Raw genomic sequence first — 26,402 nt, 5'->3', positions numbered from 1 at the left:
TTTCTTGCCACCTGCAAATCGGTGAGCAAACCGGGCGTCCGCCCATTGGATCATCCGATGCCCAAAAGCAATCGTCACCCCGATATATACAGCCGCCAGCCCATGCATGAATCCGGCTTCCGCCCCGCCACGCAGATCTATAATGGTTACGGCTATCAGCAATAAGTCGATGATCGGCGTACACAGCAGCAGTATTCCGCCCGTTCTTTTCAGCCCGAGCAGATATCTTGCGCTTAATCCTGCTAGAACAAATACCCAGAATAAAATCTCACATCCGATTATAAAAGCCCCAATCATTCCGCCAACCTCCTTTTTTAATACAGTTGTACCAAATAAATTTAACACAGCTTCCTTCTCTGAACAAGTGACAATCGAGAAGTTCAAACAAAAAAAGGCAGCCGACTATAGAAATCTATAGTCAACTGCCTCTTCAACCATCGATGATTGGAGCAAATTCTATTCCTTATTACGCATATGCGGGAACAGCAAGACATCACGAATGGACGGGGAATTCGTAAGAAGCATGATCAAACGATCGATCCCGATACCAAGTCCGCCTGTGGGCGGCATACCGTACTCCAGTGCACGCAAGAAATCCTCATCCATCTCGTGCGCTTCGTCATTGCCCTGTTCTTTTTCCTTCATCTGCGCTTCAAAACGCTGACGCTGGTCGATTGGGTCATTGAGCTCCGAGAAGGCGTTCGCGTGCTCACGCGCCACGATAAACAGCTCAAAGCGATCCGTGAACCGCGGATCCACGTCATTCTTCTTCGCAAGCGGCGAGATCTCAACCGGATGACCGGTTACGAACGTCGGCTGAATCAGCGTCTCTTCAACGAACTGCTCAAAGAACGCATTCAAGATGTGGCCGAATGTCATATGCGGCTCTACCGGAACTTTATGTTCTTTTGCAAGGCGATGCGCTTCCTCATTGGACATTTCCACACTGAAGTCTACACCTACAACTTCTTTTACCGCATCCACCATGGATACACGACGCCATTGTGGCGTCAGATCGACTTCGTGCCCTTGATAGGAAATCACTTGTGTACCCAGGACCTCTTGGGCAATATGTGCGATCATATTCTCGGTCAATGCCATAATATCCTTATAGTCCGCATAAGCTTCATAGAGCTCAATCATCGTGAACTCCGGATTATGACGGGTAGAGATCCCTTCATTCCTGTACACGCGGCCAATCTCGTACACTTTTTCCAGACCGCCCACGATCAGACGTTTTAGGTGAAGCTCAATCGCGATTCGCATATACAGCTCCATATCCAGCGCATTATGATGCGTAATGAACGGACGTGCCGCCGCACCACCAGCGATCGAATGCAACGTCGGGGTCTCCACTTCAAGATAGCCTTGTGAATCCAGGTAACGACGCATCGATTGGATAATACGGGAACGGGCAATGAAGGTCTTCTGTACATCTGGGTTGATAATCAGGTCGACATAACGCTGACGGTAACGGAGTTCCACATCCTTCAAACCATGGAATTTCTCAGGGAGCGGATACAGCGACTTCGAAAGAACCTCCAGCTCCTTTACCTTAATGGTGGTTTCACCAGTTTTGGTCTTGAACAAGACCCCTTTTACCCCGATGATGTCACCCAGATCAAGGATGCTGAATGCTTCATATTGCGCTTCTGCAATCGAATCCTGGCGAACATAGATCTGAATTCGGCCGCTCAAATCCTGAATATGAGCAAAAGAAGCCTTGCCCATACCGCGCTTAGCCATAATCCGGCCGGCCAGGTTCACTTCCACCTGCTTCTCTTCCAGTTCTTCCTTGGAGAGCTCGTCATACTGCTTCAGAATATCACCTGCGTGATGTTCTCTTTCATATTTTCCGCCAAACGGATCGATGCCCAGCTTCCGAAGCTCGTCCAATTTGTTGCGGCGGATTTGCAAAAGCTCACTTAACTCCTGTTCTTGTTCCTGGTTATTCATTTCTTCCGTCATCGTCATTCATCTCCTTCATTTCACTTCCATCGTAATCCCCAACAGCACAAACGCCGCCACCTATAACATCCGGACAGCCCTTAAACAACTTGTACACATTCGGCTAGGACTTAACGGTAGGGCAGCCATTTCAAGACATGCCACTAACCCATTAAGCCCTCAACTCAGCTTGCCTATTCAAAATAACCCCACAAAGTGGAGCCTATGCTACGATGCTTATTCCAAATACTTTGCGGGGACCCCCAAAAAATTATAAATTCTAATATGTTAAAAAAGCCCCCGAAGGAAGCTTTCTATACACATTCCGACTTACTTCTTAATGTCTACAATTTTATATTGAATAACGCCCGCAGGAACGTTAACATCTACAACCGAACCTTTTTGCTTGCCAATAATCGCTTTGCCGACAGGACTCTCGTTAGAGATCTTGTTGTTTAGCGGATCCGATTCAGCCGTACCGACAATGGTATATTCCATTGTGTCGCCGAATTCCAAATCCTCCACGATCACCGTGTTGCCCACGCCGACTACATCGGTATTGATATCATCGTTGTTGATGATGCGCGCATTACGGAGCATTTTCTCCAGCGTTATAATCCGGCCTTCGATAAAGGCTTGCTCGTTCTTGGCGTCTTCATATTCGGAGTTTTCACTAATATCACCATAACCGATGGCAACTTTAATCCGCTCAGCCACTTCACGGCGTTTTACAGACTTCAGATTCTCAAGTTCGTCCTCTAGTTTCTTCAGACCGTCCTGGGTAAGAATGACTTCTTTATCGCTCATTAACCGATTCTCCTGTCATGTAAATAATTTAAACCACGGTATCAACATACTATATGCGAATTCTTGGGGATCAGAACTTCCCTCTGATGCCTGCTCAATTTCTTGAATTTATACTGAAAGATTATATGGGAACCATTTCAAAAAGTCAATGCGCGCAAAGGCTGTCACGAATGTCGCATACATGCACCCGTTAACAGCCTGCACCCCTAATTATCCCATCGCCGCAACGGCTTGAGGATATACACTTTTTGTCGATTCTTCTTGGTCCTCCAGATTGTTCACAAAGTTGTTCAGAAGGTTCACCATTTCGTCGCGCTTCGTTTCTTCCATAATGATATCTTTAATGCGGGCGGAGCCTTTCAGACCTTTCAGATACCACGCAAGATGCTTACGCATTTCCCGTACCGCTACCGCTTCGCCGCGCAGAGCAATCAGACGGTCCATATGCAGAATGGCAATTCGGATTTTCTCCTGCGGAGCCGGATCCGGCAGCAGCTTGCCTGTCTTCAGATATTCCACGGTTCGATACAGCATCCATGGGTTGCCCAGCGCCCCGCGGCCGATCATGACGCCATCGCATCCTGTCGTATCCAGCATCCGGCGAGCATCCTCCGGTGTCACCACATCGCCGTTACCGATAACCGGAATGGAGACGGCTTCTTTCACTTGGCGAATGATGTCCCAATCCGCGTATCCGGTGTAGAGCTGCTCGCGCGTACGTCCGTGAACGCTGACCGCCTGACCGCCCGCGCGTTCGACAGCCTGTGCATTTTCGACAGCATAGATGTGATCACTATCCCAGCCTGTACGCATCTTCACCGTGACCGGTTTGTTCACGGCATCGACAACCGCCGCCACCATCTCATAAATTTTGTTCGAATCCAGAAGCCAGCGTGCACCCGCATCCATCTTGGTTACCTTCGGTGCAGGGCAGCCCATGTTAATGTCGATGATGTCGGCATTGGTTTGCTGATCGACCACTTTGGCCGCTTGCACCAAAGATTCGCGGTCACCACCAAAAATTTGCAGGCTCAGCGGCTTCTCCCGCTCGTCGACGAACAACATCTCCTGGGTGCGCTTGTTCCCGTGAACAATGGCCTTGCCGCTTACCATTTCGGCGCAAACCAATCCGGTGCCGAATTCCTTAGCAATCAATCGGAACGCCGGGTTGCATACGCCAGCCATCGGCGCCAGAACCACTTGATTTTTCATCTCGATGTTTCCGATTTTCAACTTATCCATTTTATGTGTCACCCCTTTGTGTTCAGATATTTATAGTCGAAAGATCCCGGTTATCGTGCAAGGGATCCCTGAGTTTCAAACCAAACCATCATACTCATTCATCGCGTTATCGTCCAGTCCGCAAAAATTACATATTCTTGTAGATCGCATCCAGAAACATCATCCTATATGAATGGCAGAGTTTGATGAAAAACAAACCTGCACCGACTTCCTATTTAGATGATCTAACTCCGTTCCTTAAGCTCCTGCACTGAAATCTCCAGCACATCCGCAATCTGAGCCAACATTTGCTCCTCGGCACGGCGGTTCCCCCGCTCAATCGCACCAAGGACGGCTAGTGAAATACCGGTTCGCTCAGCGAGCTCTTGCTGGGTCAAACCCTTTAATTTTCGGAAAGCGCGGATACGCTGCGCCAGCTGCTTGTTTTCCAAAGCTGTATTCCTTCCTTTCCTTCCAGGTTCTCAAGTGCTGTCTTCACCACAGGGTACAGACCTGAAGGTTCGAACTCATATACGATATCGGCCAGCGGTCTGAGCACAAAAGCCCGCTCCTGCATACGGGGATGCGGCAGTACAAGGTCCGGCGTATCCAGACGGCGCCCTTCCATCCATAGCAGGTCCAAGTCCACCGTCCGCGGCCCCCAATGAATATGACGGACCCGGCCGAGCTGTTTTTCAATTCGCTGCATTTCGGCAAGCAATTCATGAGGACTCAGCGATGTCGACACGGCTGCTGCCATATTAAGAAACATCGGTTGGTCCACGTATCCGACCGGCTCGGTCTCATACAAGTTGGATACGCGCTCTACCGTAATGCCGGGTACTTCATCCAACCGTTCCAAAGCCTCCATCAGGTTACCTTCGCGGTCACCCAAATTGGCCCCTAAAGCAATATAAGCCTCTGAACACTCAGAGGTGGCGTGTGAATTCATGATTGTCTCACTTCCTGGTCCGGTGCAGCTCAATGGTCACACCTTCAAAATGAATGTCAAAAGGCGGGTGCGGCTTCGTCAATCGGACCGTTAAAGCATCGATAATAGTATAAGTGTCCAATACCTTAGATGCAATATGCTCCGCTAAAGCTTCAATCAGGCGGAACGACTCCGTCCGCATAATATCCAGCAAAAGATCATGAATCTCGGCATAATTTACCGTGAGCGTCAGATCGTCCGTCCTGGCGGCTTTGCTCAGATCCATCTCCAGCTCCAGATCCACATAGAATCGTTGTCCCAGCTTACGCTCTTCCTCAAACACACCATGGTAGCCGTAGTATTCCATGCGGCTCAGTATCATTTTATCCATCTCTTACTCCGCCCTTCCATCCTTTGTCCCAAGAAAAATTATATGCGTCTAAGATCTGTCGAAGCGTAGGTCATGGCATCACACATCTTCGCTGTCCGTTTCATATGCAGCACGTCATGCACACGAACGATCTGGCAGCCCTGGGCAATCCCGTAAGCCACCGTGGCAGCCGTTCCTTCCAGCACATCCTGTGCCGGAGCGCCAAGCGCGGTCTGGATAAACCTTTTGCGGGAGGTAGCCAGCAGCACCGGAAACCCAAGCCCCACGAGCTGATCGAGGGATGCCATCACTTTCATGTTCTCATCATAGTCCTTCGCAAACCCGATACCCGGATCGAGCAAAATATGATGATCCTGCACGCCTGCAGCCCGCGCAATCTCGACACTTTCCAGCAAATCACGCTTTACGTCCTCGATAAGATTGGTGTAATTTCGATCGCGGCGATTGTGCATCAGGATCACGGGACATCCGAGCTCTGCCGCAGCCTTGGGCATATCCGCGTCGTCTTTAAAGCCCCAAATATCATTAATGATATGAGCACCCGCTCCAATAGCCTGACGCGCAACTTCCGCTTTATACGTGTCAATCGACAATGGAATATGCGGCGCGTGCCGGTGAATGGCTTCTATAACCGGGATTACCCGGGCAAGCTCCTCTGCGGCTCCAACCGGCTCGTGGCCCGGACGCGTCGATTCTCCGCCGATATCGATGATGTCGGCTCCCTCTTCCACCAGCTGAAGCGCGTGCTCGACCGCCCGCTCCGTATCGTTATATCGACCTCCGTCCGAGAATGAATCCGGGGTCACATTCAATATACCCATAATGAGCGTGGACTGACCGAGCTTTAACACAGCATCCTTGCTCAGACGAAATTCACGTTCGTAAATCGTTGTTTTCATGCCTTTTGCCCTGCTTTCCTTCTATATGCGCTCAGTAATGTACGGGTTATCGGACCGGCCAATCCTTGTCCAATGACTAGAGTCTCGTCCTCAGCTCCAATCAACGTCGAGACCGGAACAATCTCCTGCACAGAGCCTGTCGTAAATATTTCATCCGCTCCGGTAAAAAACTCCCAGCTGTAACGGCCTTCTTCGGCTTCAATACCAAGTTCGGCAGCCAATTCCAGCACCACGTCCCGTGTAATCCCCGGCAAAATGCCCGTGCCAACGTCAGGCGTATATAATCGACCCGCTTTGACAAAAAAGACATTGCTGACAATGCCCTCTGCCACTTCCCCGGCCGCCGTTAGCATCAGCCCCTCTATTGAACCATTCGAGTGGCCGGGGTATCCGGCCAATTCCCGCTTTGCGAGTATATTGTTCATATAATGCAGAGATTTAAACCGAACCGATGATTCCGGTGTGTTACGCGGAAGGGACAGCCGCCGCAAGGCTCTGCCTTTCTCGTAGAGCATTTCGTTTGCGGCCGGCAGCTCTTTGGCGAATAAAATCTCGGAAGGCTTCAAATAATCGCCAGCAGGCAAACCGAGCAATCCCTCTCCTGCCGTTACGGTATACCGGATATAAGCATCCTGGAGATCATTGGCCTCCATCAGTTCCGATATCCAGCGGCTGATCCTCTCCGTATCCGCCCTGTGAGCGATCCCGAGCTCCCGGCAGCTGTCCATGAGCCGGTTCAAGTGCCGCTCTATTAAAAAAGGCTTCCCCTCATAAGTGCGGAAGGTCTCGAATAACCCCATTCCGTACAGAAGGCCGTGATCCATTACAGGTATGACAGCCTCGGCAGCTTCAACGATGCCGCCGTTCATGCCAATATATTTCATGCTTTGGCGCCAGCCGTACGCTTCAGGAAATTGCGCAGCATCTGATGGCCATGGTCCGTAATGATGGACTCCGGATGAAACTGCACCCCTTCTACCGGATATTGTTTATGCCGCAGCCCCATGATTTCGCCCTCTTCGGTCCAGGCGGTAATGTCCAGCTCATCCGGCAAGGTCTCCTTCTCAACGATCAGCGAGTGATAGCGCGTTGCGGTGAACGGAACTGGCAAGCCTTCAAAGACCGAGTCACCCGTATGCTGGATCGCGGATGTTTTCCCATGCATGAGGCGCTCCGCACGAATCACGTTGCCGCCAAAGGCTTGCCCGATCGCCTGATGGCCGAGGCAGACGCCGAAGATCGGAATGACACCCTTGAAATGCGAAATCACATCCAGACTGACGCCGGCTTCATTCGGCGTGCACGGTCCCGGCGATATCAGGATATGGTCCGGAGCCAACGCCTCGATGCCGGCGATGTCGATCTCATCATTCCGGTAAACCTTCACTTCCTCGCCGAGCTCACCCAAATATTGAACCAGGTTATACGTAAACGAATCATAATTGTCGATGACAAGTATCATGTTATTTCCCCCCTATATTCGCAGCCACTGCTGCCGCTTCCTCTTCGCTGCATATCAGTGCGGCAATCAAAGCCTTTGCTTTGTTATGACACTCCCTGTATTCCCGGTACGGATCGGAGTCAATAACAATCCCTGCACCCGTCTGAATGTAACCAACCCCATCCTTCACGGCGAGGGTCCGAATAATAATGTTAAGCTCCATATCACCATTATAATCGATCCAGCCCATGGAGCCGGTATAGGGCCCTCGCGTCACAGGCTCCAGCTCCTCGATGATCTCCATCGTCCGGATTTTGGGTGCGCCTGTAATGGTGCCGCCGGGGAACGCTGCCGCAATGACATCATACGCATGGTTGCCCTCTGCAATCCGCCCTTCCACTTGCGACACCAGATGCATCACGTGCGAGTACCTCTCAACCGTCATCAACTCCGGAACATGCACGGTTCCGTATGCGGCAATGCGGCCAATGTCATTACGTTCCAAATCAACCAGCATAATATGCTCCGCCCGTTCTTTCTCGCTGCCAAGCAGCTCCGCTTCCATTGCCGCGTCCTCTTCCGGATTGCTTCCACGACGCCGCGTTCCCGCGATCGGCCGTGCAGACACGACATCGCCATCCAGCTTCACCAGCAATTCCGGCGAGCCACTGGCCAAGCTGAAGCCCGGTGAAGAGATATACCCCATATATGGCGACGGATTCAGGATGCGCAGCCACTCATAAATATCGGCAGGGTCCGCATGCAGCTGCAAGTGCCGGCGAAGAGACAAATTGACTTGAAATACGTCACCCTGCCGAATATATTCTTGAATCGAGAGCACCGCCTGCTCGAACGCTTCCTGCGTAAAATCAATCTCCAGCCGATCCCAGATTTCGACATTCGGTCCTGACAGCTCCTGCGCTTTCTTCCATCGTTCCTGCCGCACGCGCTCATCTTCGGAACTCGAGTCGTTCCCTGAGCCCGTTCCGAACATTTGATTCCATTGGGACAGCATCGATTCAGCCCTTATGACAGCCCGATCATATAACTCCTGCAATAACTTCTCTTGGTCGGTTGAAAGCACCGAACCACTGGATTCATCACTAGAAGCACCGGGCGCTTTCTTTTCTTTCGAAACTCCCCCGGTCCCGAATGCCCAAGGCAGAGGGACATGCACCGAACAGTAGATGCTGTCATCTGAATGATCATAGATCCAAATCTCTTCCATCCGCATCCACATATAATCCAGGAACCCCGGCTCATCCTTGGCCATCGTGGGCAATTTCTCAATCGACCGAATCACATCATAACTCAGGAATCCGGCGCAGCCTCCGCGGAAGTCCGGCCACCCCGGTACACGGGGAGCCTTCCATTTGTTCATCCACTGCTCTAACAGGTGCAGCGGCTCTCCCGTTACCTGCGTTCGCAGACCGTCAGACAGCTCGATGATCTCACCATGGCATCCCTTCCCCTGCAGAATGGACACCGGCCGCAATCCAAGATACGTATGGCGTCCGCCCTTACCGCTCTCCAGCACAAAGGCATATGGTGATGCGGCGTTCCATGCATGTCTCCATGACAGGGGTAACCCACTTGTTGCTCCTTTATATTGAACCAGATAGGGAACGACGGACCAGCCCTCTTCAGCCCATGCCTGCCACTGGGCCAGCTCCACTCTTCTCTCCATGCCGATCCTCCCTTAGTCATCAAAAGCCTTACTGTTGCCTGTCAGTATACTGTATCCCGCTTCTCTTGAAAACCCTAAATAGAAGCTCGTCCAACAATAATTTTTGGAGCGGTCATCAGGCGGATTCTAATAAAGCGTTATCTTAGGGAGTAGTATACGCAAAAAGCCCTCAATGCTATAAAAACACATTGAGAGCTCCTTCCTTGCCACCTGTTACCTCAACCAGATGAGGTAAGGAGATAGGTGCATATTACGATATCATCTTACTCGAAGTTGTAAAGCGGTGTGCTCAGGTAACGTTCTCCGTTACTTGGGATCACGGCTACTACCCGCTTGCCCTTACCAAGCTCCTTGGCAACCTTCAATGCAGCATATACAGCCGCACCGGAGGATATACCTCCAAGAACGCCTTCTTCCTTCGCCACGCGGCGGGAAGTTTCAAAGGCATCGTCATTCTCAACATGAATGATTTCATCGTAGACTTCTTGGTTCAAAATTTCAGGAATGAAGTTTGCGCCGATGCCCTGGATTTTGTGAGGACCCGGTTTGCCACCTGCAAGGATTGGTGATGCAGCAGGCTCAACCGCAATAACCTTGATGTCAGGGAACTGCTCCTTCAGTACTTCGCCAGCCCCTGTAATCGTTCCGCCTGTTCCGATCCCAGCAACGAACGCATCCAGGGAACCACCGATGGATTCGATCGCTTCAACGATTTCCGGACCTGTTGTTTCACGGTGAATCTTCACGTTGGCTTGGTTCTTGAATTGCTCGGCCATAAAGAATCCGGCATTTTCCTTCAAAATTTCTTCTGCCTTCTTAACCGCACCGTTCATTCCTTCCGATCCCGGTGTCAGTACCAATTCCGCACCATAGGCACGCAGCAGGTTGCGGCGCTCCAAGCTCATGGTTTCAGGCATAACGATAACGGCTTTGTAGCCTTTGGCAGCTGCCACCATAGCTAAACCAATGCCGGTATTACCGCTGGTTGCTTCAATAATGGTATCGCCCGGCTTCAAACGTCCGTCCTTCTCCGCTTCTTCCACAATGCTGATCGCAATCCGGTCTTTAACGCTTGCGCCCGGGTTCTGGTATTCCAGCTTCAGATAGATCTCTGCACTATCCTCCGGTACGATCCGGTTCAAACGGACGAGTGGAGTTCCACCGATTAATTCTGTCACATTATTTACGACTTTTGCCATGAATGAAGCCCTCCTCTAGATATGAATCTTAGATAAACTAGTAAGTCCATAATGGTGTTATACATTTAATGTTGAATCATTAAATTTGTAGTGTCTGGATGTTGAAAGAAAAGCGGAGCCAGCTTATAGACGCAAACTCCTTGATTATTGAGGTCTCTGATATCCGAGTAAAAAGGTAGGTTTTTATACCTTCATCTTAACAACGTTACGAGTCATTGTCAATATCCCACACCTCGAAAATCAACATTTCTAGGTGGATTTTCCTGCGCCTCCCGAACGAGATAACGGGGGACTCGCCTCCAAGGTATACACGCTCAAAAAGCCATCATCCTTCAGTGAACGTAACCTATTGCATCCTTTAACGCAAAAAAAGCTCCTGCAGCTACATCTTACTCCGCCACAGCGAGCTTTCCCTGTTCTTCCTCTTTTTACAACGTGACCGTACCCGCACTAATCCGTGCCTCGTATTTCTCACGAAGCTGACGCTCCAGTTCGGATAAAGACACCGCCTGCTCCAGCGCCAGCTGCTTGCGAACCGCCTCGCGGACACTTTCCTCACTAGGGGCCTGAGGCTCGATAATGTCCTTCACATAAACAATGGCATAGGTGTCTGTGAGCGAGATTGGCCCCGCAATATCCCCGGGCTCCAGCGTTAAAGCTGCATCCAGCAGTGCCGGCGGCAAAAAGGGATCATCCTCCTCGACCAGTCCGATCTGCCCGCCGTCTTCGCGAGTATACTCATCGAGTGATACCTGGGATGCGAGATCCGCAAAAGCTTCTCCATTCTCCAGCCGATCCATCACCCGTTCCGCCTCATCTTTCGAAGCGACTTCGATCATGGATAAATTCAGCTGCTTCTTGGGACGAAATTGGTCAGGATACTGTTCCAGATACGAATCGATCTGCTGCTCCTCGATGTGCACGTCGGAAGTTGCAATTTTCTCAAGCAGCAGCCGATACGTCGTCTCTGTCTTTAATTCACTCTCCGTAATGCCTAGCTGATTTTCCATTTCCGATAAGAAACGCTCCATAGAACCGTAGCTGCGGCTCATGACTTCGATTTCTGCATCGACTTCAGCCGCCGTAACATCAATACCCTTCGCTTTGGCTTCCAGGGCCACAGCGTGCCGATTCAGCATGGTCATCAGCATTTCGCGGCCGTAACGCTTCTTTAGCTCGTCAACCCACTCGTCTTCGGTAATCGCCCTGTCCTGGATGGATGCAACTGGTTGGGAGCCCTCTTTCCACGGTGGTGAAGCCTCTTGCGAAAAATTCCCGGAAAACAGCATCCAGCCGCCCATACCCAATACGCATGCTGTCAAGACAATGACGGTCGCCCACAATCCCTTCTCTTGTCTCGTCATCACGGTCGCTCATCCCAACGTTAAGATTTGGCCCGCTCTAGCACGGATTTCAGCTGTTCTTTATCGAACGTATATTTTTCATTGCAAAAATGACAGGAAACTTCGGCTTTGCCATCCTCTTCGATCATCTGTTCAAGCTCTACCTGTCCCAAGCTGATCAAAGCGCGCTCCACCCGCTCATGCGAGCAGTCACAGCTGAAGTACACTTCCATTTCCTCCAAAATGGTTACATCCGGAACGACTCGCTTCAGGATGTCTTCCAGTTCCAGTCCTTCTTCCAGCATCTCGGTGATCGGAGGAATCTTGCTTAGCGCAAGCTCAAGCTCCGTAATCTCATCCTCCGTAACCCCGGGGAGAAGCTGGATGATGAAGCCCCCGGCATTCGCCACGGAATAATCCGGGGAAACCAGCACTCCCAGACTTACCGCCGAGTTGGTCTGTTCGGATACGGCAAAATAGTATGTGAAGTCTTCAGCGAGCTCGCCCGAAATAATCGGCACGCTGCCACGGTAAGGCTCCTTCAAGCCGAAATCCTTGATCACATCAATATGGCCGGTGGTACCTACAGCAGCGGCCACATCCATCTTGCCCGGACGGATATTCGTCAGCTCCACATGCGGATTTTTGACATATCCGCGCACCTCGCCGTTAGCATTACTCTCCGCTGCAATCAAACCGATCGGTCCGTCGCCGCGCACTTGAATGCTAAGGCGCTCGTCTCCTTTCAGCATAGCTCCCATCATCGCTGCTGCTGACACGGTGCGGCCCAAAGCGGCTGTAACGACAGGGAACGTATCATGTCTTTGGCGAAGCTCTTCGACCAAATCGGTTGTCCGCACGGCAAATGTCCGTACTTTCCCGTTTAATGCAGTTCCCCGCAGCAAACGGTCTTTTTGATTACCCATCTTGAGGCCTCCTTGTCTTTCTAGTTGTTTGTAATATTTAACGGTTTTATATCGGTTCTAGTTACGCTCATAAATAATACGCAAGCCTTCCAATGTCAGAAGGGGAGAAATCTCTTCAATGGACTCCGTCTCGCCGGCAATCAGTTCAGCCAGTCCCCCCGTAGCGATAACCTTAACATTGTCCGTACCCATCTCGGCTTTTATACGCTTGACCAGGCCATCGACCTGTCCCGCATAACCAAAAACGATACCGGCCTGCATGGCATGCACGGTATTGCGCCCGATTACCTTTTTCGGCTTTTCGAGCTCTACGCGAGGAAGTTTGGAAGCACGCTGTACAAGAGCCTCCGTGGCAATGCCAATACCAGGCACAATCACTCCGCCAAGATAATTGCCTGCCTCATCGATGCAATCAAACGTCGTCGCCGTACCGAAATCCACCACAATCAGCGGCCCCCCGTACTGCTCGACGGCTGCTACTGCATTCACAATCCGATCAGCGCCAACCTCGCGCGGATTTTCATACCGCAGATTAAGTCCGGTTTTGATGCCTGGTCCTACGATCAGGGGCGCCTTGCCAATATATTTATTGCACATCTCCTCGACCACACGCACAAGAGGAGGAACTACGGAAGAAACAATAACGCCTTCGATTTGGCTTACCAGTATATTGGACATTTGAAACAAATTATGAATCAATACACCGTATTCATCCACGGTGGACTGACGCGATGTACTGATTCGAAAATCATGCAGCAGCTTCTTTCCCTGATACATACCCAGTACAATATTGGTATTCCCTACATCCACAACCAGAATCAACTCTCTGTCCCTCCTTTCTTCGCATTTAGATCCAAGCTGATATCGAGACTATGGAAAGAATAAGTCAGCCGTCCAACGGATATGACGTCGACCCCGGTTTCGGCAATCCCGCGCACGGTCTCCAGCGTCACGTTCCCCGATGCTTCGACGCGAACATGAGGGGCCTTGGCCTTGATTCTTCGAACAGACTCCGCCATCATGTCATGACTCATGTTATCCAGCATAATAATATCTGCGCCTGCAGCCAGTGCTTCCTCAACCTGCGCCAAGCTCTCGGTTTCAACTTCTATAGTCATGGTATGTGGAATATGGGCTCTTGCACGGCTGACCGCTTGCGCGATTCCGCCTGCACCCTTAATGTGATTATCCTTAATCATGACGGCATCATACAGGCCGAAACGATGGTTCGCGCCGCCGCCAACCCGAACAGCATATTTCTCAAGCATTCGGTGGCCTGGCGTCGTTTTGCGGGTATCCACCAGCCTTGTTGGCAATCCCTCAAGCACATCAACAAAAGAACGCGTTCTTGTTGCAATACCCGACAGACGCTGAAGCAAATTCAAAGCAAGACGCTCGCCTGTCAAAATACGGTGCGTGCTTCCTTCCACTTCGGCGAGAACCGTTCCTTTTTCAACCTCGTCTCCATCACGGACCAATGCCGTAAACGTCAGCGACGGATCAACCGTTTCGAATACCAGCTCTGCAACCGGCATACCTGCTACGATTCCTGCCTCCTTGGCATGAATAACACCCTTGGATTCATGACCCGGCTCAATGGTGGTGAGGGTCGTAATGTCCCCCGACCCGATATCCTCCTGCAGCCAAGTCCGTATACTCTGGAGAAGGCCATCGTTGTATCCGTTAAACATCATCGCTTAATTCCTCCGTCATTTCTTGATCCCGTGTGTGGACTATATGTTTCTGCCATACGCTGTCATTCCGTTCCGGGAAATCCTCACGATAGTGGGCTCCCCGGCTTTCTTCACGACCCAGCGCACCCTGAACCACGAGCAGGGATGCTGTGAGCATGTTAGCAAACTCGTATTCCTCACGCTTGGTGAGCACGGATTGGAACAATGGCAGCTGACGGCCAAGCTCTTCCGCTGCTCTTAATAGAGTATCCCGATTTCGCCGAAGTCCTGCATAACGTACCATCACCTTCTGTAGCTTCAAGCGTTTTTCCACCATCGCTTGGGACGGAGCGTCCTTGCGACCGAGGTGGAATGATACATGAAGCGGATCGCCTGAAGGTTCCGGCAGGCTCTTAATGCGCTCGACAATACGACTACCGTACACAATCGCCTCCGACAGCGAATTGCTGGCCAAACGGTTCGCCCCGTGGACACCAGTAGACGATACCTCCCCGCAAGCAAATAAACGTTTCACGCTGCTCTCGCCGTGCAGATTGGTTTTGATGCCCCCCATCATATAATGCGCAGCCGGGGAGACAGGAATCCAATCTGACGATAAATCGAGTCCATACTGCATGCAGGTTTCATAAATCGTTGGGAATCGATGTCTGACCATTTCCGGCGACTCATGGGTAATATCCAGATAAACAAAGGTAGACCCCGTTGCTTCCATCTCACTGACAATAGCCCGTGCTACAATATCCCGCGGTGCCAGCTCCAGTAAATCATGGTATTTGGGCATGAAGCGTTCCCCTTGTATATTCCGAAGAACGGCGCCTTCACCCCGAACCGCCTCTGATATTAGGAATCGGGGCGCACCCGGATAGCTAAGCGCCGTCGGGTGGAATTGTATAAACTCCATATCCCGAATTTCTGCGCCTGCCCGATAAGCCATGGCAACGCCATCGGCTGTGGCAACCTCCGGATTGGTCGTATACCGGTACAATTGACCGGCGCCGCCGGAACACATAACCGTCGCCCGTCCACGAACGAATACCCGTTTTCCATCAGGCATTTGTACCAAAGCGCCATGACATTCTCCCTGCTCGGTAATCAGGTCAATGACAAAATGATCGTCCCACACCTCTATATTGTGAAGCATTTCAACCTGAATGGAAAGGGCACGCACAATTTCATATCCGGTAGCATCCCCGTTGGCATGAAGGATCCGGCGGTGACTGTGTGCGCCTTCTTGGGTCAGCGCGAGCTCGCCATTCTCCACATCAAACATCGTGCCGAGCCGAATCAACTCTTGAACGCCAACCGGCCCCTCGTTTACAAGGACATCCACCGCGGCAGATGAACATAGGCCCGCCCCTGCCAAGAGGGTATCCTGCCGATGATAGGCCGGGGAGTCATCCTCAGCTGTTACGGCTGCAATTCCTCCCTGCGCATAACGCGTGTTGCTTTCGAGCAGCGATTTCTTCGTAATCAGCAGCACATTCTGAGTCGCACTTGCCATGATCGCCGTATATAAACCCGCAATGCCTGAACCGATCACGATGACGTCCGTCTCAACTGCAGGAAGATCGTTCAGATCAAAATCAATTAAATACTGCGGTATCACGATGCCTCACCTGTCTTTTCACGAAAGAGTAGCGCATGCTACTTAACCTGTAACATGCGCGCTAATGAAGTTCTGGCTTTTTCTGCAACGACCGGCGGCACATAAATTTGCGGCTTCATCGTTTCCAACGCTTTAACCAGCTTTTTGAGGTTATTCACTTTCATATTCGGACACACCAGGAATTTCGTAGCGAAATGGAACGATTTATCCGGGCTATCCAGTCGAAGCTGATAACCGGTTCCGTCCTCAGTACCCACGATAAACTCCTTGGCCGATGAATTTTTGCAATACTCCAGGATGGCGGTGGTACTTCCTACAAAATCCCCCATCGCAACAACCTCCGGACGGCATTCCGGATGCACCACAAATTCAGCATGAGGATATTTGGCCTTCATCTCGACGACATCCTTCACCGTCAGCATGTCATGCGTGTTGCAGTACCCTTCCCAGATAATGAGCTTCTTGTCGGTATGCTGCTGAACATAATGCCCCAGATTTTTGTCAGGCACCCATATAATTTCATCCGAATCCACCGACTGAATCACTTTCACGGCATTGGATGAAGTACAGCAGATATCCGTCTCAGCTTTGATCTCAGCCGATGAATTGATGTACGTGACCACTTTGGCATTCGGATGCTGCGCTTTCAGCTTCCGCAGTCCGTCAACGTTCACCATGTCCGCCATAGGGCAGCCGGCCCGCTCATCCGGTATAAGAACCGTCTTGCCCGGTGCCAGAATTTTAGCGCTTTCGCCCATAAAATGCACACCGCAAAATACGATAACCTCGGCATCCGTTTGTGCTGCCTTCTGCGCGAGCAGGAAGGAATCCCCCCGGAAATCAGCGACCTCTTGTATTTCATCCCGTTGATAATAATGTGCCAAAATGATTGCGTTACGTTCCTTCTTCAATTGCATTAACCGCTCGCGCAGCTCACGGTTCTGTTCCGACTTACGCTCCAGTGCCAACGCTTCCATGATCGACCCTCTCCCCTTATATAGTCCGGCAGTTCGCCGCTGATGACCATGTGACTTTCAGGATGGTTTTCACCTTTGTGAAAGGATTCGCATCCTTATTTAACAACTAATGTACACGTTCGTTCTGCCCCCTGTCAATGTGATAGAAAGCACAAAAAGAACCGGAAAACGAATTATCGTTCTCCGGTTCTTCAATTTTATTCGGTATTCGAGGTTTTATCAGCAAATATTACGTTAAGCTGCTGTTACCGTTGTCCGATCCGCCTGGAGGATCCTTGCGCTCCGAATCTTTGCGCTCTGGCCCTGGATCATTCGAATCCATCGGGTTGTTCGGAATTTCCTCCGTGGAAGTCGGCTGCTCGCCGTCTTCTTTCCCTTGGATGCGAACTTTCACGTCGCCAATGTTGTCGATGATCGGTTCACCATTCTCGGAAGAACCTTCTCCTTCACCGTCGCCACTGCCGTTGCCTTCAGCTGATCCGGTCTCAATGAGATTCTTGATTTGCTCAAGCTCCAGCGTTTCCATCTCGAGGAGCGTATTCGCAATCAGATGAACCTCTTTAGCATGCTTATTCAGGATCTCTTTACATTTCTCATAGCAATCATTAATGAATCGCTGCATTTCCTGATCGATCTCATAAGCGATTGCATCACTATAGTTCTGCTCATGTCCGATATCACGTCCAAGGAACACTTGTCCTTGGGATGTACCGAACTGCATCGGTCCGAGCTTCTCACTCATACCGTATTCCACAACCATGCTGCGGATAATGCCTGTTGCTTGCTGGAAGTCACTGTATGCCCCGGTCCCGATTTCACCGATGAACAGCTCCTCAGCGACACGTCCGCCAAGCAAACCGGTTACGCGATCCAGCAATTCCTGCTTCGTCACGAGCATCCGATCTTCCTTCGGCATCATAATGACATATCCGCCGGCACGGCCACGAGGGATAATCGTTACCTTATGCACCGTATCCGCATGCTCGAGGAAGTAACCCACAATGGTATGACCCGCTTCATGGTATGCCACGATGCGTTTCTCGCGGTCACTGATCACGCGGCTGCGTTTCTCCGTACCGACGATAACGCGGTCAATCGCCTCATCCACTTCTCGCATGGAAATATCTTTACGGTTGCGGCGAGCTGCAAGCAAGGCAGCCTCGTTCAGGAGATTCTCCAGATCGGCGCCTGTAAAACCGGTTGTACGTTTGGCGATGATGTCAAGTTTAACATCCTTCGTCAATGGTTTGTTGCGTGCATGAACCTTCAGTACGGCTTCACGGCCCTTCACATCCGGGCGATCTACGGTAATCTGACGGTCAAAACGTCCCGGACGAAGAAGCGCCGGGTCCAAAATATCCGGGCGGTTGGTCGCAGCAACGATGATAATGCCTTCGTTCGCTCCGAAACCGTCCATTTCAACCAGCAACTGGTTGAGTGTCTGTTCACGCTCGTCATGACCGCCGCCAAGACCAGCGCCACGCTGACGACCTACTGCATCAATCTCATCGATAAAGATGATACATGGTGCATTCTTCTTCGCGTTCTCGAACAAGTCACGTACACGAGAAGCACCGACACCGACAAACATTTCAACGAAGTCGGAACCGGAAATACTGAAGAACGGCACTCCCGCTTCACCGGCAACGGCACGAGCCAGGAGCGTCTTACCGGTTCCCGGAGGACCGACAAGCAAAACGCCCTTCGGAATGCGAGCGCCAACCGTGTTGAACTTGCGCGGATCCTTCAAGAAGTCAACAACTTCAACAAGCTCCTGCTTCTCTTCATCTGCTCCGGCTACATCTTCAAATGTAATCCGTTTCTTCTCTTCATTATATAAGCGGGCTTTGCTCTTGCCAAAGTTCATCACTTTGCCGCCGCCGCCTTGAGCCTGATTAAACAGGAAGAAGAACAGTACAAACATAATGATGAGCGGAATAAAGGATGAAAGCAATGTCAGCCAAATGCTTTGGCCTTCCATTGGCAACACGGACAGTTTGACTTTGTTGCTCTCACTGGCTGCAGTCAGCTCTTGCATCGCTGCATCCGTGGCAGGAATATAGGCTGAGAAATTCTCCGATTTTTTCTCTTCGGAAACCTCCCTATACTTACCGGTCACCAGATAAGCGTAACCGTCAAATTGTACCGTCATTTCCTCTATGTTGTTAGCTTTGACTTCCTGCCGCAGTTCATTATAACTAGGGGCATCGGCTTGCTCGCCGCCATTAGTAACGAATTGTACTATGCCCACCACGACTAAAAATAGAATCAAATAAAAACCAGAATTCCGGATGAACCGACTCATCCCCTACCTCCTCTCAAGACACATAAGATATTTTACCACAGCCTGTCTGGCCATCTCAACAAAGGGCCCTGAACTGTGATAGCGGCCCATTGGCGCGGTTTAACTGCTGTAGATTTCCGGCTTCAAAATCCCGATGTAGGGGAGGTTCCGGTAATGCTCGGCATAATCAAGTCCGTATCCGACAACAAATGCATCCGGCAGCACGAATCCGGTATAATCGGCCTGCAAATCCACCGTACGGCGTGCCGGCTTGTCAAACAAGGTGACAACGCACACCGAGTTTGCCTTGCGGCTCTTCAGAAGCTCAATCAAATGGCTCAGCGTAAGACCGCTGTCGATAATATCCTCCACAATCAGCACATCCCTGCCTTCAACGGATGCGTCCAGATCTTTAATGATCTTCACCACGCCGGAGGATTTGGTTGATGCCCCATAGCTGGATACAGCCATGAAATCCAACTCAAGAGGTACTGTTATGGATTTAACCAAGTCGGCCATAAAAATAAACGCACCTTTAAGAACGCAAATAACGAGTGGATTGCGTCCCACATATTCGGCGCTGAGTTTGGAACCAAGTTCCTTAATCTTTGCGTGAATCTCTTCTTCACTGATGAGTATTTCCTGAATGTCATTCTGCAACTTAAGTGGACCTCCTACGTTTATACTATGAAAGCGTGAAACGGGCCATTCTTCGTTTTACACTTGCCTTAAGCATCCGATAGCTCCATCCGGAGAACTCGTGATGTGTGCCGCCCGCAAGCGGCGTGAACGGAACGTCGTACACCTGGAATCCACACAATGCTGCCGGAACCGTCACAAAGAATAGGAATCCGGGCACGGACAGACGGTGGGATTTTCTCATCAATGAGAATATCTTTCACCTTTTTGCTTCCGTTTAATCCCATGATCTTCATCTTGTCCCCCGGCTGTCTGTTACGCAAGGTTAAAGGAAACCTAAGCTCATCCGCATCAAAATCCGCCACAAAGGCCGATGGTCTGGAGCCGCTCCGGCTTTCGCTTCCTGTCTTTAACGACAATTTCAGCATCTTTCCGATTTCCTTAACATACTGCTGCGAAACATCAGGAGAATCAAGAATGTATATGTACTGTCCCTGTTCTTCCGGAGGCTTAGGCCAAAACTGGATCACTCCGTACTCACGAACACAGGTAATGCCGTCACCCAGATCCAGACGCCAGTTGCTTCGCTGATCGTTAAGAATGCCATGGCGCACCGTTTCTATCTTGACAAAATCGGTGTTTTCCTGGTCTGAGGGCAGGTAATTTAATATTAGTTTAATCAAACGCCGTTGTAAAGCGACATGTAAGCCCAAAAAGGAAGGCGCGTCGAAAGCGAGCCTCCCATCGTTCTCCTGTACCATACTCCGAAATTGCTTCGCAGCTTCAAGCTCCACAAAATCATCCTCCTGCTGGACAATCTCGGCCAGCTGATTGAGTGAGGAGGAGAACTGCCCATTGTATCGTTCCAGAAAAGGCAATACTTCCAGGCGAATCGCATTACGGCGGTACTTCGTCTGCAGATTGCTGTTATCCACCGCATACTGGAATCCGCATATACGGCACAGCTCCACGATATCCGCCTTGTACATACGTAGGAACGGACGGATAAGTTCCACTTTTTTTTCCGTTCGCTTAAATTTTATTCCGGCAAGTCCGGACAGGCCGCTCCCGCGCAGAAGCCGCATGAGCACCGTCTCGGCTTGATCGTCAGCATGATGAGCCAGCGCTACGGCGCGCGCATTGTATTTGTGGGCTGTTTGCAGCAGAAATTCATAACGCTTCTCTCTTGCAGCCTCCTGCCCACCCTTACCGCTCTCTTCCATATAAGCAGGAATATCGATAAACGCCGTTTCTAATGGAAGTCCGAGCCGCTCCGCCAGTTCACGCACCATCTCTGCCTCTTGGTCTGATTCCTTCCGAAACCCATGATGAACATGGGCGCAGATCAATCGGAGCGGCGTCCGGTGCATAGAAATTTCATGCAGTACGTGCAGGAGCGCAACGGAATCAGGCCCGCCGGAAACGGCGACCACGATGCTATCGCCTTCTGACCACAGATCAAACTCTGCGGCTGTACGCTCGACATGGTTGACGAATGTCCGTAAATAATCCTGTTTCACTTTCCAGGTCCCCTTTAGAGGTTGTTCAAAAAGCCCGCTTTTGATAAGAAAACCCCTATCGAGGCCACTTCAAGGATGAGCGAGCGCGATGCATAGGTAGGTTTTCTTGCGATATAGAATTTCATCAGTTCCACTGATAACTCATAAATTCTATATCTAACACGAAGTGAATCAGGAAGCCACTCGGCATCGAATCTTGAATTCAGCCGGGCCTAAGCAGATGCTTTCGAAGTATGTTTCCTGCGGAAACATTTCAGGTGCTCACGTACCAAAAACAGCAGATGCTTTCGAAGGCGTTTTCTGCGAAAACGTGTAGCTCCACTCCTGACGTCCCTAGCTTCATCCAACTGAAGCGTTTTGAAAAAACGCACATCGGGAGCATAAGCTTCGGTGCTGAAAACCGACCTTTTTGAACTCGCACCTTTATGAACTCCCAGTAACAAGGTAACAACTTCATGAGCGGAAGAAAAAATAAACAGTAAGGGCCATGATGACTAACGACAAACCAAACGCGTTCTTCAGCCAACGCGGAGTTCGCCCCGGTTTAGGACGCACGCTCCGGCCCGAGCCTTCATATATTCGTTTTCTCCACTCGTTCAACGCTTCCCGTGAATCCGCGAAATCTCCCGACAAAGCCTTGTTCAGCCACACAGCGTATGGCTTGAACAGGAGGTTTCTTCGCAGCACCAGCTGCAGATCGGCAACACTACGGGTCTGGGGAAGCTGACAAGACGCCTCCCGTAATGATTTCTCATCCAGTAGGCCGATACACATCACGGCAAACGAGAACAAATCATAGGATACGTCGCCAGTCCGGCTTCCGGCATTCCAGTATCCCCGATCATACCATTCCGTAAACTGCTTGACGCTGCGTCCGAAAGGGCTTACGCCTCCATAATCGATCAGTTCCACTCTTCCGTATGCCGAGACCATCACATTATCCGGCTTCAAATCACCAAATGCATAACCGGATGCATGCAGAACGGACAGCTTCTCGAGCAGCTTCAGTCCGATCAATCCGATCCAATCGGCACCACGCTTGCGAATAAAATGATGCAGCGGACTCCCTTCAATGTAACGCATGACATAGAAGGACACTTCCCCACTGCCGTCATGATGATCGTCCGCCTCCACGAGATAAGGGTTCGGCATCTGTTCTTTCAACGCATTCAGGACATTAATTTCGGATTGAAGATCCAGAGCGTCATACCCAACTTTTAGAGCATAACGCTCGCGTACTCCTGCCCGATGGACCAGATACACCTTGCCGTTAGCCCCTTTGCCGAGCATACGCTCCACGATGTACCGGCTGTTCCGCCACTTGCCCTTAATTACGGTTCCTGGCGGATAACCCGGGTTAGACAACGTAGTCACCGAGCATCCCTTCCTCTTGGCTGGAATGACCCTGCCATGATTGATTACCCTCTAGTGTACCATATCGGTAAAATTCAATCACCTTTAACAAGGCAGGTCCCGTCGGCGTAGCCCCTCTCATCTGCAGGCGGCTGAACATTCCCCGGGCGCCGTCCAGATCCGAGGTCCAATTCACGTCCATCACGATATCCTCGCCGCTGTGTTTTCCAGGAAAATGGAATACGGACAATTCGCTTGAGCCTGCGCGCGCTTTCAAACTCAGCATTAAATCACGTATCGCTTCCTCAACGGCAGCCAGCTTGGGTTTCATGCTAGCACTTGCATCGATTAACAACGCGACCTGCAGAGATGACGTCTCAGCCAGCTCATCCACAACTTCAACGACCTGCGATCGCTTGTCCGGCGGAAGTTCCTCCAGCGACCCGCCCCCCAAAATATGCTGTATCTCCTTATTTACCGCTTGTTGGATCGTCTGAACCACCGTTTTCCGAGTCATCATCTGTATCGTCTGCGCCAGCTGCGGTGTACCTACGATCCGGTGTATACCCCCTCCCGCTTTGGCTATCTCCTGAATTTCCAATCCCCCAAGCTCACCGATCGTTCCGTAATCAAGGACCCCCACCACATTCACGACAATACCATCCTGGAGCGCATGGGCTGCAGCCAGAACCGGACTGGCTCCCACGTTCGAGCATCCGTCCGTAATCAGTAGAATTTGCTTCATAATAAATGATCGCCTCCGTCTCATCCTATCGATTTGACTTCTGTCTCTATCATTTCCACATTCAAGAGAGTTCAAACGATATATAGAAGAATCGACGGAAAAGATTTACCCTCTCCGGGGTCCTCCATTTCCCGGGTAATCACTTAGTTTATCTATTTTATCTATCGCATCAGCTAACCGTTCGCGGCCGCTCCATTCGGGCGAAGCCCGGAACATGCACATTCGACCATTCCGGATGGAAGTGATCCACACGCCCGACCACCACCGTCATATCATCATGTATTTGATTCTGTTGATAGCGAATCACTTTCTCCAGCAAACAATCGGCTATTTCCTGCGGATCCTCGCTGTTCACCTCCTGAATCATTCGTTTCATCCATAGCTCCTTGTTCACCGCATAACCCGGCGCATCATATATGCCATCCGTCATCATGATGAGAACATCACCGGCTTGCAGCTGTAACGACACCAGATCCACTTCGATATCCTGAATAATCCCGATCGGGAGATTGCTGGCCGAGACCGGTATGACATCATTCCCCCGCTTGATAAAGCTTGGCGTCGAACCGATCTTCATAAAGGTGGTTTGAGCCGTATATTGATCAATTAGGGCCATATCGACCGTAGCATAGATTTCATCCGGTGAACGCAGCATAAGGATGGAGTTCACCGATTTGATCGCCAGCTTCTCATCCATCCCGGATTGAAGCAGTTGTTCTAATATATTCAGAGCCGAGCTGCTCTCAAGCCGAGCCCTTTCCCCGTTGCCCATACCATCACTAAGCGCTACCGCAAACGTCCCGTTCCCCAACTCGACCGTACTGAAGCTGTCACCTGATAAAATATCTCCTCCCTTAGCCGCTGCGGCTACGCCTGTCATAATTTCATATGTTTTCGCTGAGCCGAATCGCACGGTGGCCAATCCATCCCTTGGATGGGTCAAGGTCTCTTCCATTACGGCGATATGCTCCCCGAGAATGTCGGACAGCAGCGGTCCGATAATCTTCCTGCATTCGTCATAACCCCGGGTATACGCATGAACGATCTCAATCTCAACCTGCCCGGAGTCCAAACTGATGATATCAATGCCTTGAATCGATAAACCCAGCTGCTGAAGCGCTTCCCGAATCTGTTCTTCCTGAATGTGCATCGTCTGGCTTTCCCGCTTAATCTCTCGTGCCAAATCTTCCATAACCTGCGAAACCCCGGATAATTGTTCCGCTACCAGATGTCGGCTATCGTATATTTGGCGTTTCCACTGCATATCATGTTGGTAAAGATGATACTGCTGCTTGAGGATGCCAAGCACCTCCTCCTTCTTGGCACAGATCCGGCTCCATTCCGGTGGCAGATCATCTGCTTCCATCTCAGGGTTCTCCTCGATGGAGGTCATCATATCGGTCATATATTTATAAGTCTGGTAAAATTTCATGTCCCAGCACTGATTCCGTTTAAAGCATGTGGCACAGCTGCCCTCCGCCACGGCATTCATGAAATGATTCATCTCCTCCGTTTGTTTGCCCGGAGGCTGTATAACCCCGGACGTTTGTCCGAAGCTTTGCGAGAGCTGCCGGAACACCCGGGAAAATTGGGTAACACGATCCGCTGTAAGATCCCGGACCCGCTTGGCATATTCATGCTGTGAACGGGTATGATCCTGCGTGCCTGGCACATATTTGCCTATAGCCTGCATCACGCTCTTGGGTGTAATGAGGAATAACACAATAGCCGCGCAGGTTTCCCAAGTGGAGATCATCACTTCTCCAGGATTGCTGAAATAGATGGAGAGAATGGTAGCCCCGAGCAGCATTCCCAGCGAAACGCCGCCTTTCTTCCCTTCCTTCAGCATACCGGCGAGCATCCCGGAGAAGGCGAGCAGACTCATCTGGGAGAATGCCGAAATGTTGGCAAGACTGAGGATGAGGCCTGTTACTACACCAACCGAGGCGCCTAGTGGAGCTCCCCCGACTAGAGCAAACAACAGAATTAAGTATCGGGATAGGACATGCTCTACCGACAGGGATTGGATCGTCCAGCCAACGGCTCCTGTCATGACCGACGCCAGCAAAATGATGATACATAAAATTTCTTCATTTCGAAGAGCATGTGTTTTTTTACGAAGGGTCAGCACCGGGATCGCTTGGATAAAGACCAATGTCAGTACAAAGCTGAGCACGGCGTTCAGGGTGAGCATCATCATGGAATACCAGGTAATGCTAGGTCCGATGAGAACACTGAACAGATTCACGAAGAAGGTGGAGACAAATACCATCAGCGGCGCATATGACAATTCTGCCCGATCATAGGTCTCCAATCCCCGCATCATAAAGTAAAAGATCAAGATTTCTGCCGGTACCATCCATGCCACCGGAAAGGACGCAAATAAACTACCTGCAACGATCGCTGCGCCTACCGGCAGCAAAACATCACGACGCATAAAGGCAATAACTGCAAAATAAGCGACTGCAAATGGAGACAACTCCCCAGAATCATAGCTCGTCCGAGCAGAAAACCCATGAAGGTTAGCAGAATCATCCACTTCTTAGCGGCCAGGAAGTGGATGGGACGCTGCAGGAAAGGCAGCTGCCCTAACCGTTCTGTTACACGGGCACGAATGGAACCCGCTCCCCCTTTAACCGCCTCAGTACCCGGAAACATCACCAGATTTCTTTTATCCATTACGCTGGCACCCCATTCTTCACGAATTTGTTGGTCCCATTATAAAACCCCTGTTCAGGAAAGTTTGTCAGAACACCGGACAAGCCCGAAAGAAATTTCCGACAAAATCAACG

The 26,402-nt window shown here is 50.7% G+C and carries 23 protein-coding genes and 1 pseudogene (1 of these 24 cut by a window edge); all 24 read right to left on the bottom strand.

Annotated elements, in window-relative coordinates; translation table 11 throughout:
• A protein-coding gene (locus BJP58_RS20225; protein ID WP_194540320.1) for a hypothetical protein crosses the window boundary here: on the bottom strand, positions 1 to 297 show its 5' portion. The gene continues 240 nt to the left of window position 1, outside the view; the window shows 297 of its 537 coding nt (coding positions 1-297); the start codon lies at positions 295 to 297; its stop codon lies off the left edge, out of view.
• A 159-nt stretch (positions 298 to 456) separates the two neighbouring features.
• Positions 457 to 1,968 (bottom strand): lysine--tRNA ligase, encoded by a 1,512-nt coding sequence (gene lysS, locus BJP58_RS20220; RefSeq protein WP_194540319.1) that lies wholly within the window; start codon positions 1,966 to 1,968, stop codon positions 457 to 459.
• Positions 1,969 to 2,277: 309 nt separating this feature from the next.
• The gene (gene greA, locus BJP58_RS20215; RefSeq protein ID WP_009591919.1) at positions 2,278 to 2,754 is read right to left on the bottom strand and encodes a transcription elongation factor GreA; all 477 of its coding nucleotides are present in this window, start codon (positions 2,752 to 2,754) and stop codon (positions 2,278 to 2,280) included.
• Between the two features lie 210 nt (positions 2,755 to 2,964).
• The gene (dusB, locus tag BJP58_RS20210; RefSeq protein WP_071221055.1) at positions 2,965 to 3,996 is read right to left on the bottom strand and encodes a tRNA dihydrouridine synthase DusB; all 1,032 of its coding nucleotides are present in this window, start codon (positions 3,994 to 3,996) and stop codon (positions 2,965 to 2,967) included.
• Between the two features lie 224 nt (positions 3,997 to 4,220).
• The gene (locus BJP58_RS20205) at positions 4,221 to 4,427 is read right to left on the bottom strand and encodes a helix-turn-helix domain-containing protein (protein ID WP_194540318.1); all 207 of its coding nucleotides are present in this window, start codon (positions 4,425 to 4,427) and stop codon (positions 4,221 to 4,223) included.
• Positions 4,379 to 4,927: a 2-amino-4-hydroxy-6-hydroxymethyldihydropteridine diphosphokinase gene (folK, locus tag BJP58_RS20200; RefSeq protein WP_194540317.1), complete on the bottom strand. Its 549-nt coding sequence runs from the start codon at positions 4,925 to 4,927 to the stop codon at positions 4,379 to 4,381. Before folK ends, BJP58_RS20205 begins: the two co-directional genes overlap by 49 nt.
• Positions 4,928 to 4,934: 7 nt before the next feature.
• Positions 4,935 to 5,297 (bottom strand): dihydroneopterin aldolase, encoded by a 363-nt coding sequence (gene folB, locus BJP58_RS20195; RefSeq protein ID WP_194540316.1) that lies wholly within the window; start codon positions 5,295 to 5,297, stop codon positions 4,935 to 4,937.
• Between the two features lie 38 nt (positions 5,298 to 5,335).
• Positions 5,336 to 6,196 carry a dihydropteroate synthase gene (gene folP / locus BJP58_RS20190; protein WP_194540315.1) on the bottom strand — a complete coding sequence of 287 codons (861 nt, stop codon included), beginning with the start codon at positions 6,194 to 6,196 and terminating at the stop codon, positions 5,336 to 5,338.
• Positions 6,193 to 7,080, bottom strand: a complete 888-nt coding sequence (locus BJP58_RS20185) for an aminotransferase class IV (protein ID WP_194540314.1) — start codon at positions 7,078 to 7,080, stop codon at positions 6,193 to 6,195. Before BJP58_RS20185 ends, folP begins: the two co-directional genes overlap by 4 nt.
• Complete coding sequence (gene pabA / locus BJP58_RS20180; RefSeq protein ID WP_194540313.1) at positions 7,077 to 7,658, bottom strand: aminodeoxychorismate/anthranilate synthase component II; 582 nt, start codon at positions 7,656 to 7,658, stop codon at positions 7,077 to 7,079. Before pabA ends, BJP58_RS20185 begins: the two co-directional genes overlap by 4 nt.
• Position 7,659: 1 nt before the next feature.
• Positions 7,660 to 9,324, bottom strand: coding sequence for an anthranilate synthase component I family protein (locus tag BJP58_RS20175; protein WP_194540312.1), 1,665 nt, complete (start codon positions 9,322 to 9,324; stop codon positions 7,660 to 7,662).
• Positions 9,325 to 9,587: 263 nt separating this feature from the next.
• Positions 9,588 to 10,523, bottom strand: coding sequence for a cysteine synthase A (gene cysK, locus BJP58_RS20170; RefSeq protein ID WP_194540311.1), 936 nt, complete (start codon positions 10,521 to 10,523; stop codon positions 9,588 to 9,590).
• 428 nt (positions 10,524 to 10,951) lie between these two features.
• The gene (locus BJP58_RS20165) at positions 10,952 to 11,887 is read right to left on the bottom strand and encodes a peptidylprolyl isomerase (protein WP_194545003.1); all 936 of its coding nucleotides are present in this window, start codon (positions 11,885 to 11,887) and stop codon (positions 10,952 to 10,954) included.
• Positions 11,888 to 11,907: 20 nt separating this feature from the next.
• Positions 11,908 to 12,792, bottom strand: a complete 885-nt coding sequence (hslO, locus tag BJP58_RS20160) for an Hsp33 family molecular chaperone HslO (protein WP_194540310.1) — start codon at positions 12,790 to 12,792, stop codon at positions 11,908 to 11,910.
• 57 nt (positions 12,793 to 12,849) lie between these two features.
• On the bottom strand, positions 12,850 to 13,614 hold the full coding sequence (locus BJP58_RS20155; protein ID WP_194540309.1) for a type III pantothenate kinase: 765 nt from the start codon (positions 13,612 to 13,614) through the stop codon (positions 12,850 to 12,852).
• Complete coding sequence (gene nadC / locus BJP58_RS20150; RefSeq protein ID WP_194540308.1) at positions 13,611 to 14,486, bottom strand: carboxylating nicotinate-nucleotide diphosphorylase; 876 nt, start codon at positions 14,484 to 14,486, stop codon at positions 13,611 to 13,613. The genes BJP58_RS20155 and nadC overlap by 4 nt, the downstream gene beginning before the upstream one ends.
• A complete protein-coding gene (gene nadB, locus BJP58_RS20145) occupies positions 14,476 to 16,092 on the bottom strand; it encodes an L-aspartate oxidase (RefSeq protein WP_194540307.1) in 1,617 nt (538 codons plus the stop codon). Before nadB ends, nadC begins: the two co-directional genes overlap by 11 nt.
• A gap of 38 nt (positions 16,093 to 16,130) precedes the next feature.
• Positions 16,131 to 17,069, bottom strand: a complete 939-nt coding sequence (nadA, locus tag BJP58_RS20140; protein WP_194540306.1) for a quinolinate synthase NadA — start codon at positions 17,067 to 17,069, stop codon at positions 16,131 to 16,133.
• 229 nt (positions 17,070 to 17,298) lie between these two features.
• Positions 17,299 to 19,374, bottom strand: coding sequence for an ATP-dependent zinc metalloprotease FtsH (gene ftsH, locus BJP58_RS20135; RefSeq protein ID WP_194540305.1), 2,076 nt, complete (start codon positions 19,372 to 19,374; stop codon positions 17,299 to 17,301).
• A gap of 99 nt (positions 19,375 to 19,473) precedes the next feature.
• Positions 19,474 to 20,013 (bottom strand): hypoxanthine phosphoribosyltransferase, encoded by a 540-nt coding sequence (gene hpt, locus BJP58_RS20130; RefSeq protein ID WP_071221070.1) that lies wholly within the window; start codon positions 20,011 to 20,013, stop codon positions 19,474 to 19,476.
• Between the two features lie 68 nt (positions 20,014 to 20,081).
• Positions 20,082 to 21,512 (bottom strand): tRNA lysidine(34) synthetase TilS, encoded by a 1,431-nt coding sequence (gene tilS, locus BJP58_RS20125; protein WP_194540304.1) that lies wholly within the window; start codon positions 21,510 to 21,512, stop codon positions 20,082 to 20,084.
• Between the two features lie 453 nt (positions 21,513 to 21,965).
• Positions 21,966 to 22,886, bottom strand: a complete 921-nt coding sequence (locus BJP58_RS20120; RefSeq protein ID WP_194540303.1) for a serine/threonine protein kinase — start codon at positions 22,884 to 22,886, stop codon at positions 21,966 to 21,968.
• The gene (locus tag BJP58_RS20115) at positions 22,870 to 23,610 is read right to left on the bottom strand and encodes a vWA domain-containing protein (RefSeq protein ID WP_076326532.1); all 741 of its coding nucleotides are present in this window, start codon (positions 23,608 to 23,610) and stop codon (positions 22,870 to 22,872) included. The genes BJP58_RS20120 and BJP58_RS20115 overlap by 17 nt, the downstream gene beginning before the upstream one ends.
• A gap of 169 nt (positions 23,611 to 23,779) precedes the next feature.
• A pseudogene (gene spoIIE, locus BJP58_RS20110) lies at positions 23,780 to 26,289 on the bottom strand (stage II sporulation protein E).
• Positions 26,290 to 26,402 lie beyond the last annotated feature (113 nt).

The organism is Paenibacillus sp. JZ16 (assembly GCF_015326965.1).
Classification (GTDB): domain Bacteria; phylum Bacillota; class Bacilli; order Paenibacillales; family Paenibacillaceae; genus Paenibacillus_AQ.
This window is presented reverse-complemented; position numbering and strand designations above follow the sequence as displayed.

What these genes read in the sequence shown, in the direction of transcription:
- ftsH (WP_194540305.1), bottom strand. Translation starts at nt 19,374, where the DNA reads ATGAGTCGGTTCATCCGGAATTCTGGTTTTTATTTGATTCTATTTTTA.
- nadA (WP_194540306.1), bottom strand. Translation starts at nt 17,069, where the DNA reads ATGGAAGCGTTGGCACTGGAGCGTAAGTCGGAACAGAACCGTGAGCTG.
- greA (WP_009591919.1), bottom strand. Translation starts at nt 2,754, where the DNA reads ATGAGCGATAAAGAAGTCATTCTTACCCAGGACGGTCTGAAGAAACTA.
- folK (WP_194540317.1), bottom strand. Translation starts at nt 4,927, where the DNA reads ATGAATTCACACGCCACCTCTGAGTGTTCAGAGGCTTATATTGCTTTA.
- lysS (WP_194540319.1), bottom strand. Translation starts at nt 1,968, where the DNA reads ATGACGGAAGAAATGAATAACCAGGAACAAGAACAGGAGTTAAGTGAG.
- dusB (WP_071221055.1), bottom strand. Translation starts at nt 3,996, where the DNA reads ATGGATAAGTTGAAAATCGGAAACATCGAGATGAAAAATCAAGTGGTT.
- nadC (WP_194540308.1), bottom strand. Translation starts at nt 14,486, where the DNA reads ATGATGTTTAACGGATACAACGATGGCCTTCTCCAGAGTATACGGACT.
- folP (WP_194540315.1), bottom strand. Translation starts at nt 6,196, where the DNA reads ATGAAAACAACGATTTACGAACGTGAATTTCGTCTGAGCAAGGATGCT.
- pabA (WP_194540313.1), bottom strand. Translation starts at nt 7,658, where the DNA reads ATGATACTTGTCATCGACAATTATGATTCGTTTACGTATAACCTGGTT.
- folB (WP_194540316.1), bottom strand. Translation starts at nt 5,297, where the DNA reads ATGGATAAAATGATACTGAGCCGCATGGAATACTACGGCTACCATGGT.
- BJP58_RS20175 (WP_194540312.1), bottom strand. Translation starts at nt 9,324, where the DNA reads ATGGAGAGAAGAGTGGAGCTGGCCCAGTGGCAGGCATGGGCTGAAGAG.
- BJP58_RS20115 (WP_076326532.1), bottom strand. Translation starts at nt 23,610, where the DNA reads ATGAAGCAAATTCTACTGATTACGGACGGATGCTCGAACGTGGGAGCC.
- cysK (WP_194540311.1), bottom strand. Translation starts at nt 10,523, where the DNA reads ATGGCAAAAGTCGTAAATAATGTGACAGAATTAATCGGTGGAACTCCA.
- BJP58_RS20165 (WP_194545003.1), bottom strand. Translation starts at nt 11,887, where the DNA reads ATGACGAGACAAGAGAAGGGATTGTGGGCGACCGTCATTGTCTTGACA.
- BJP58_RS20185 (WP_194540314.1), bottom strand. Translation starts at nt 7,080, where the DNA reads ATGAAATATATTGGCATGAACGGCGGCATCGTTGAAGCTGCCGAGGCT.
- hslO (WP_194540310.1), bottom strand. Translation starts at nt 12,792, where the DNA reads ATGGGTAATCAAAAAGACCGTTTGCTGCGGGGAACTGCATTAAACGGG.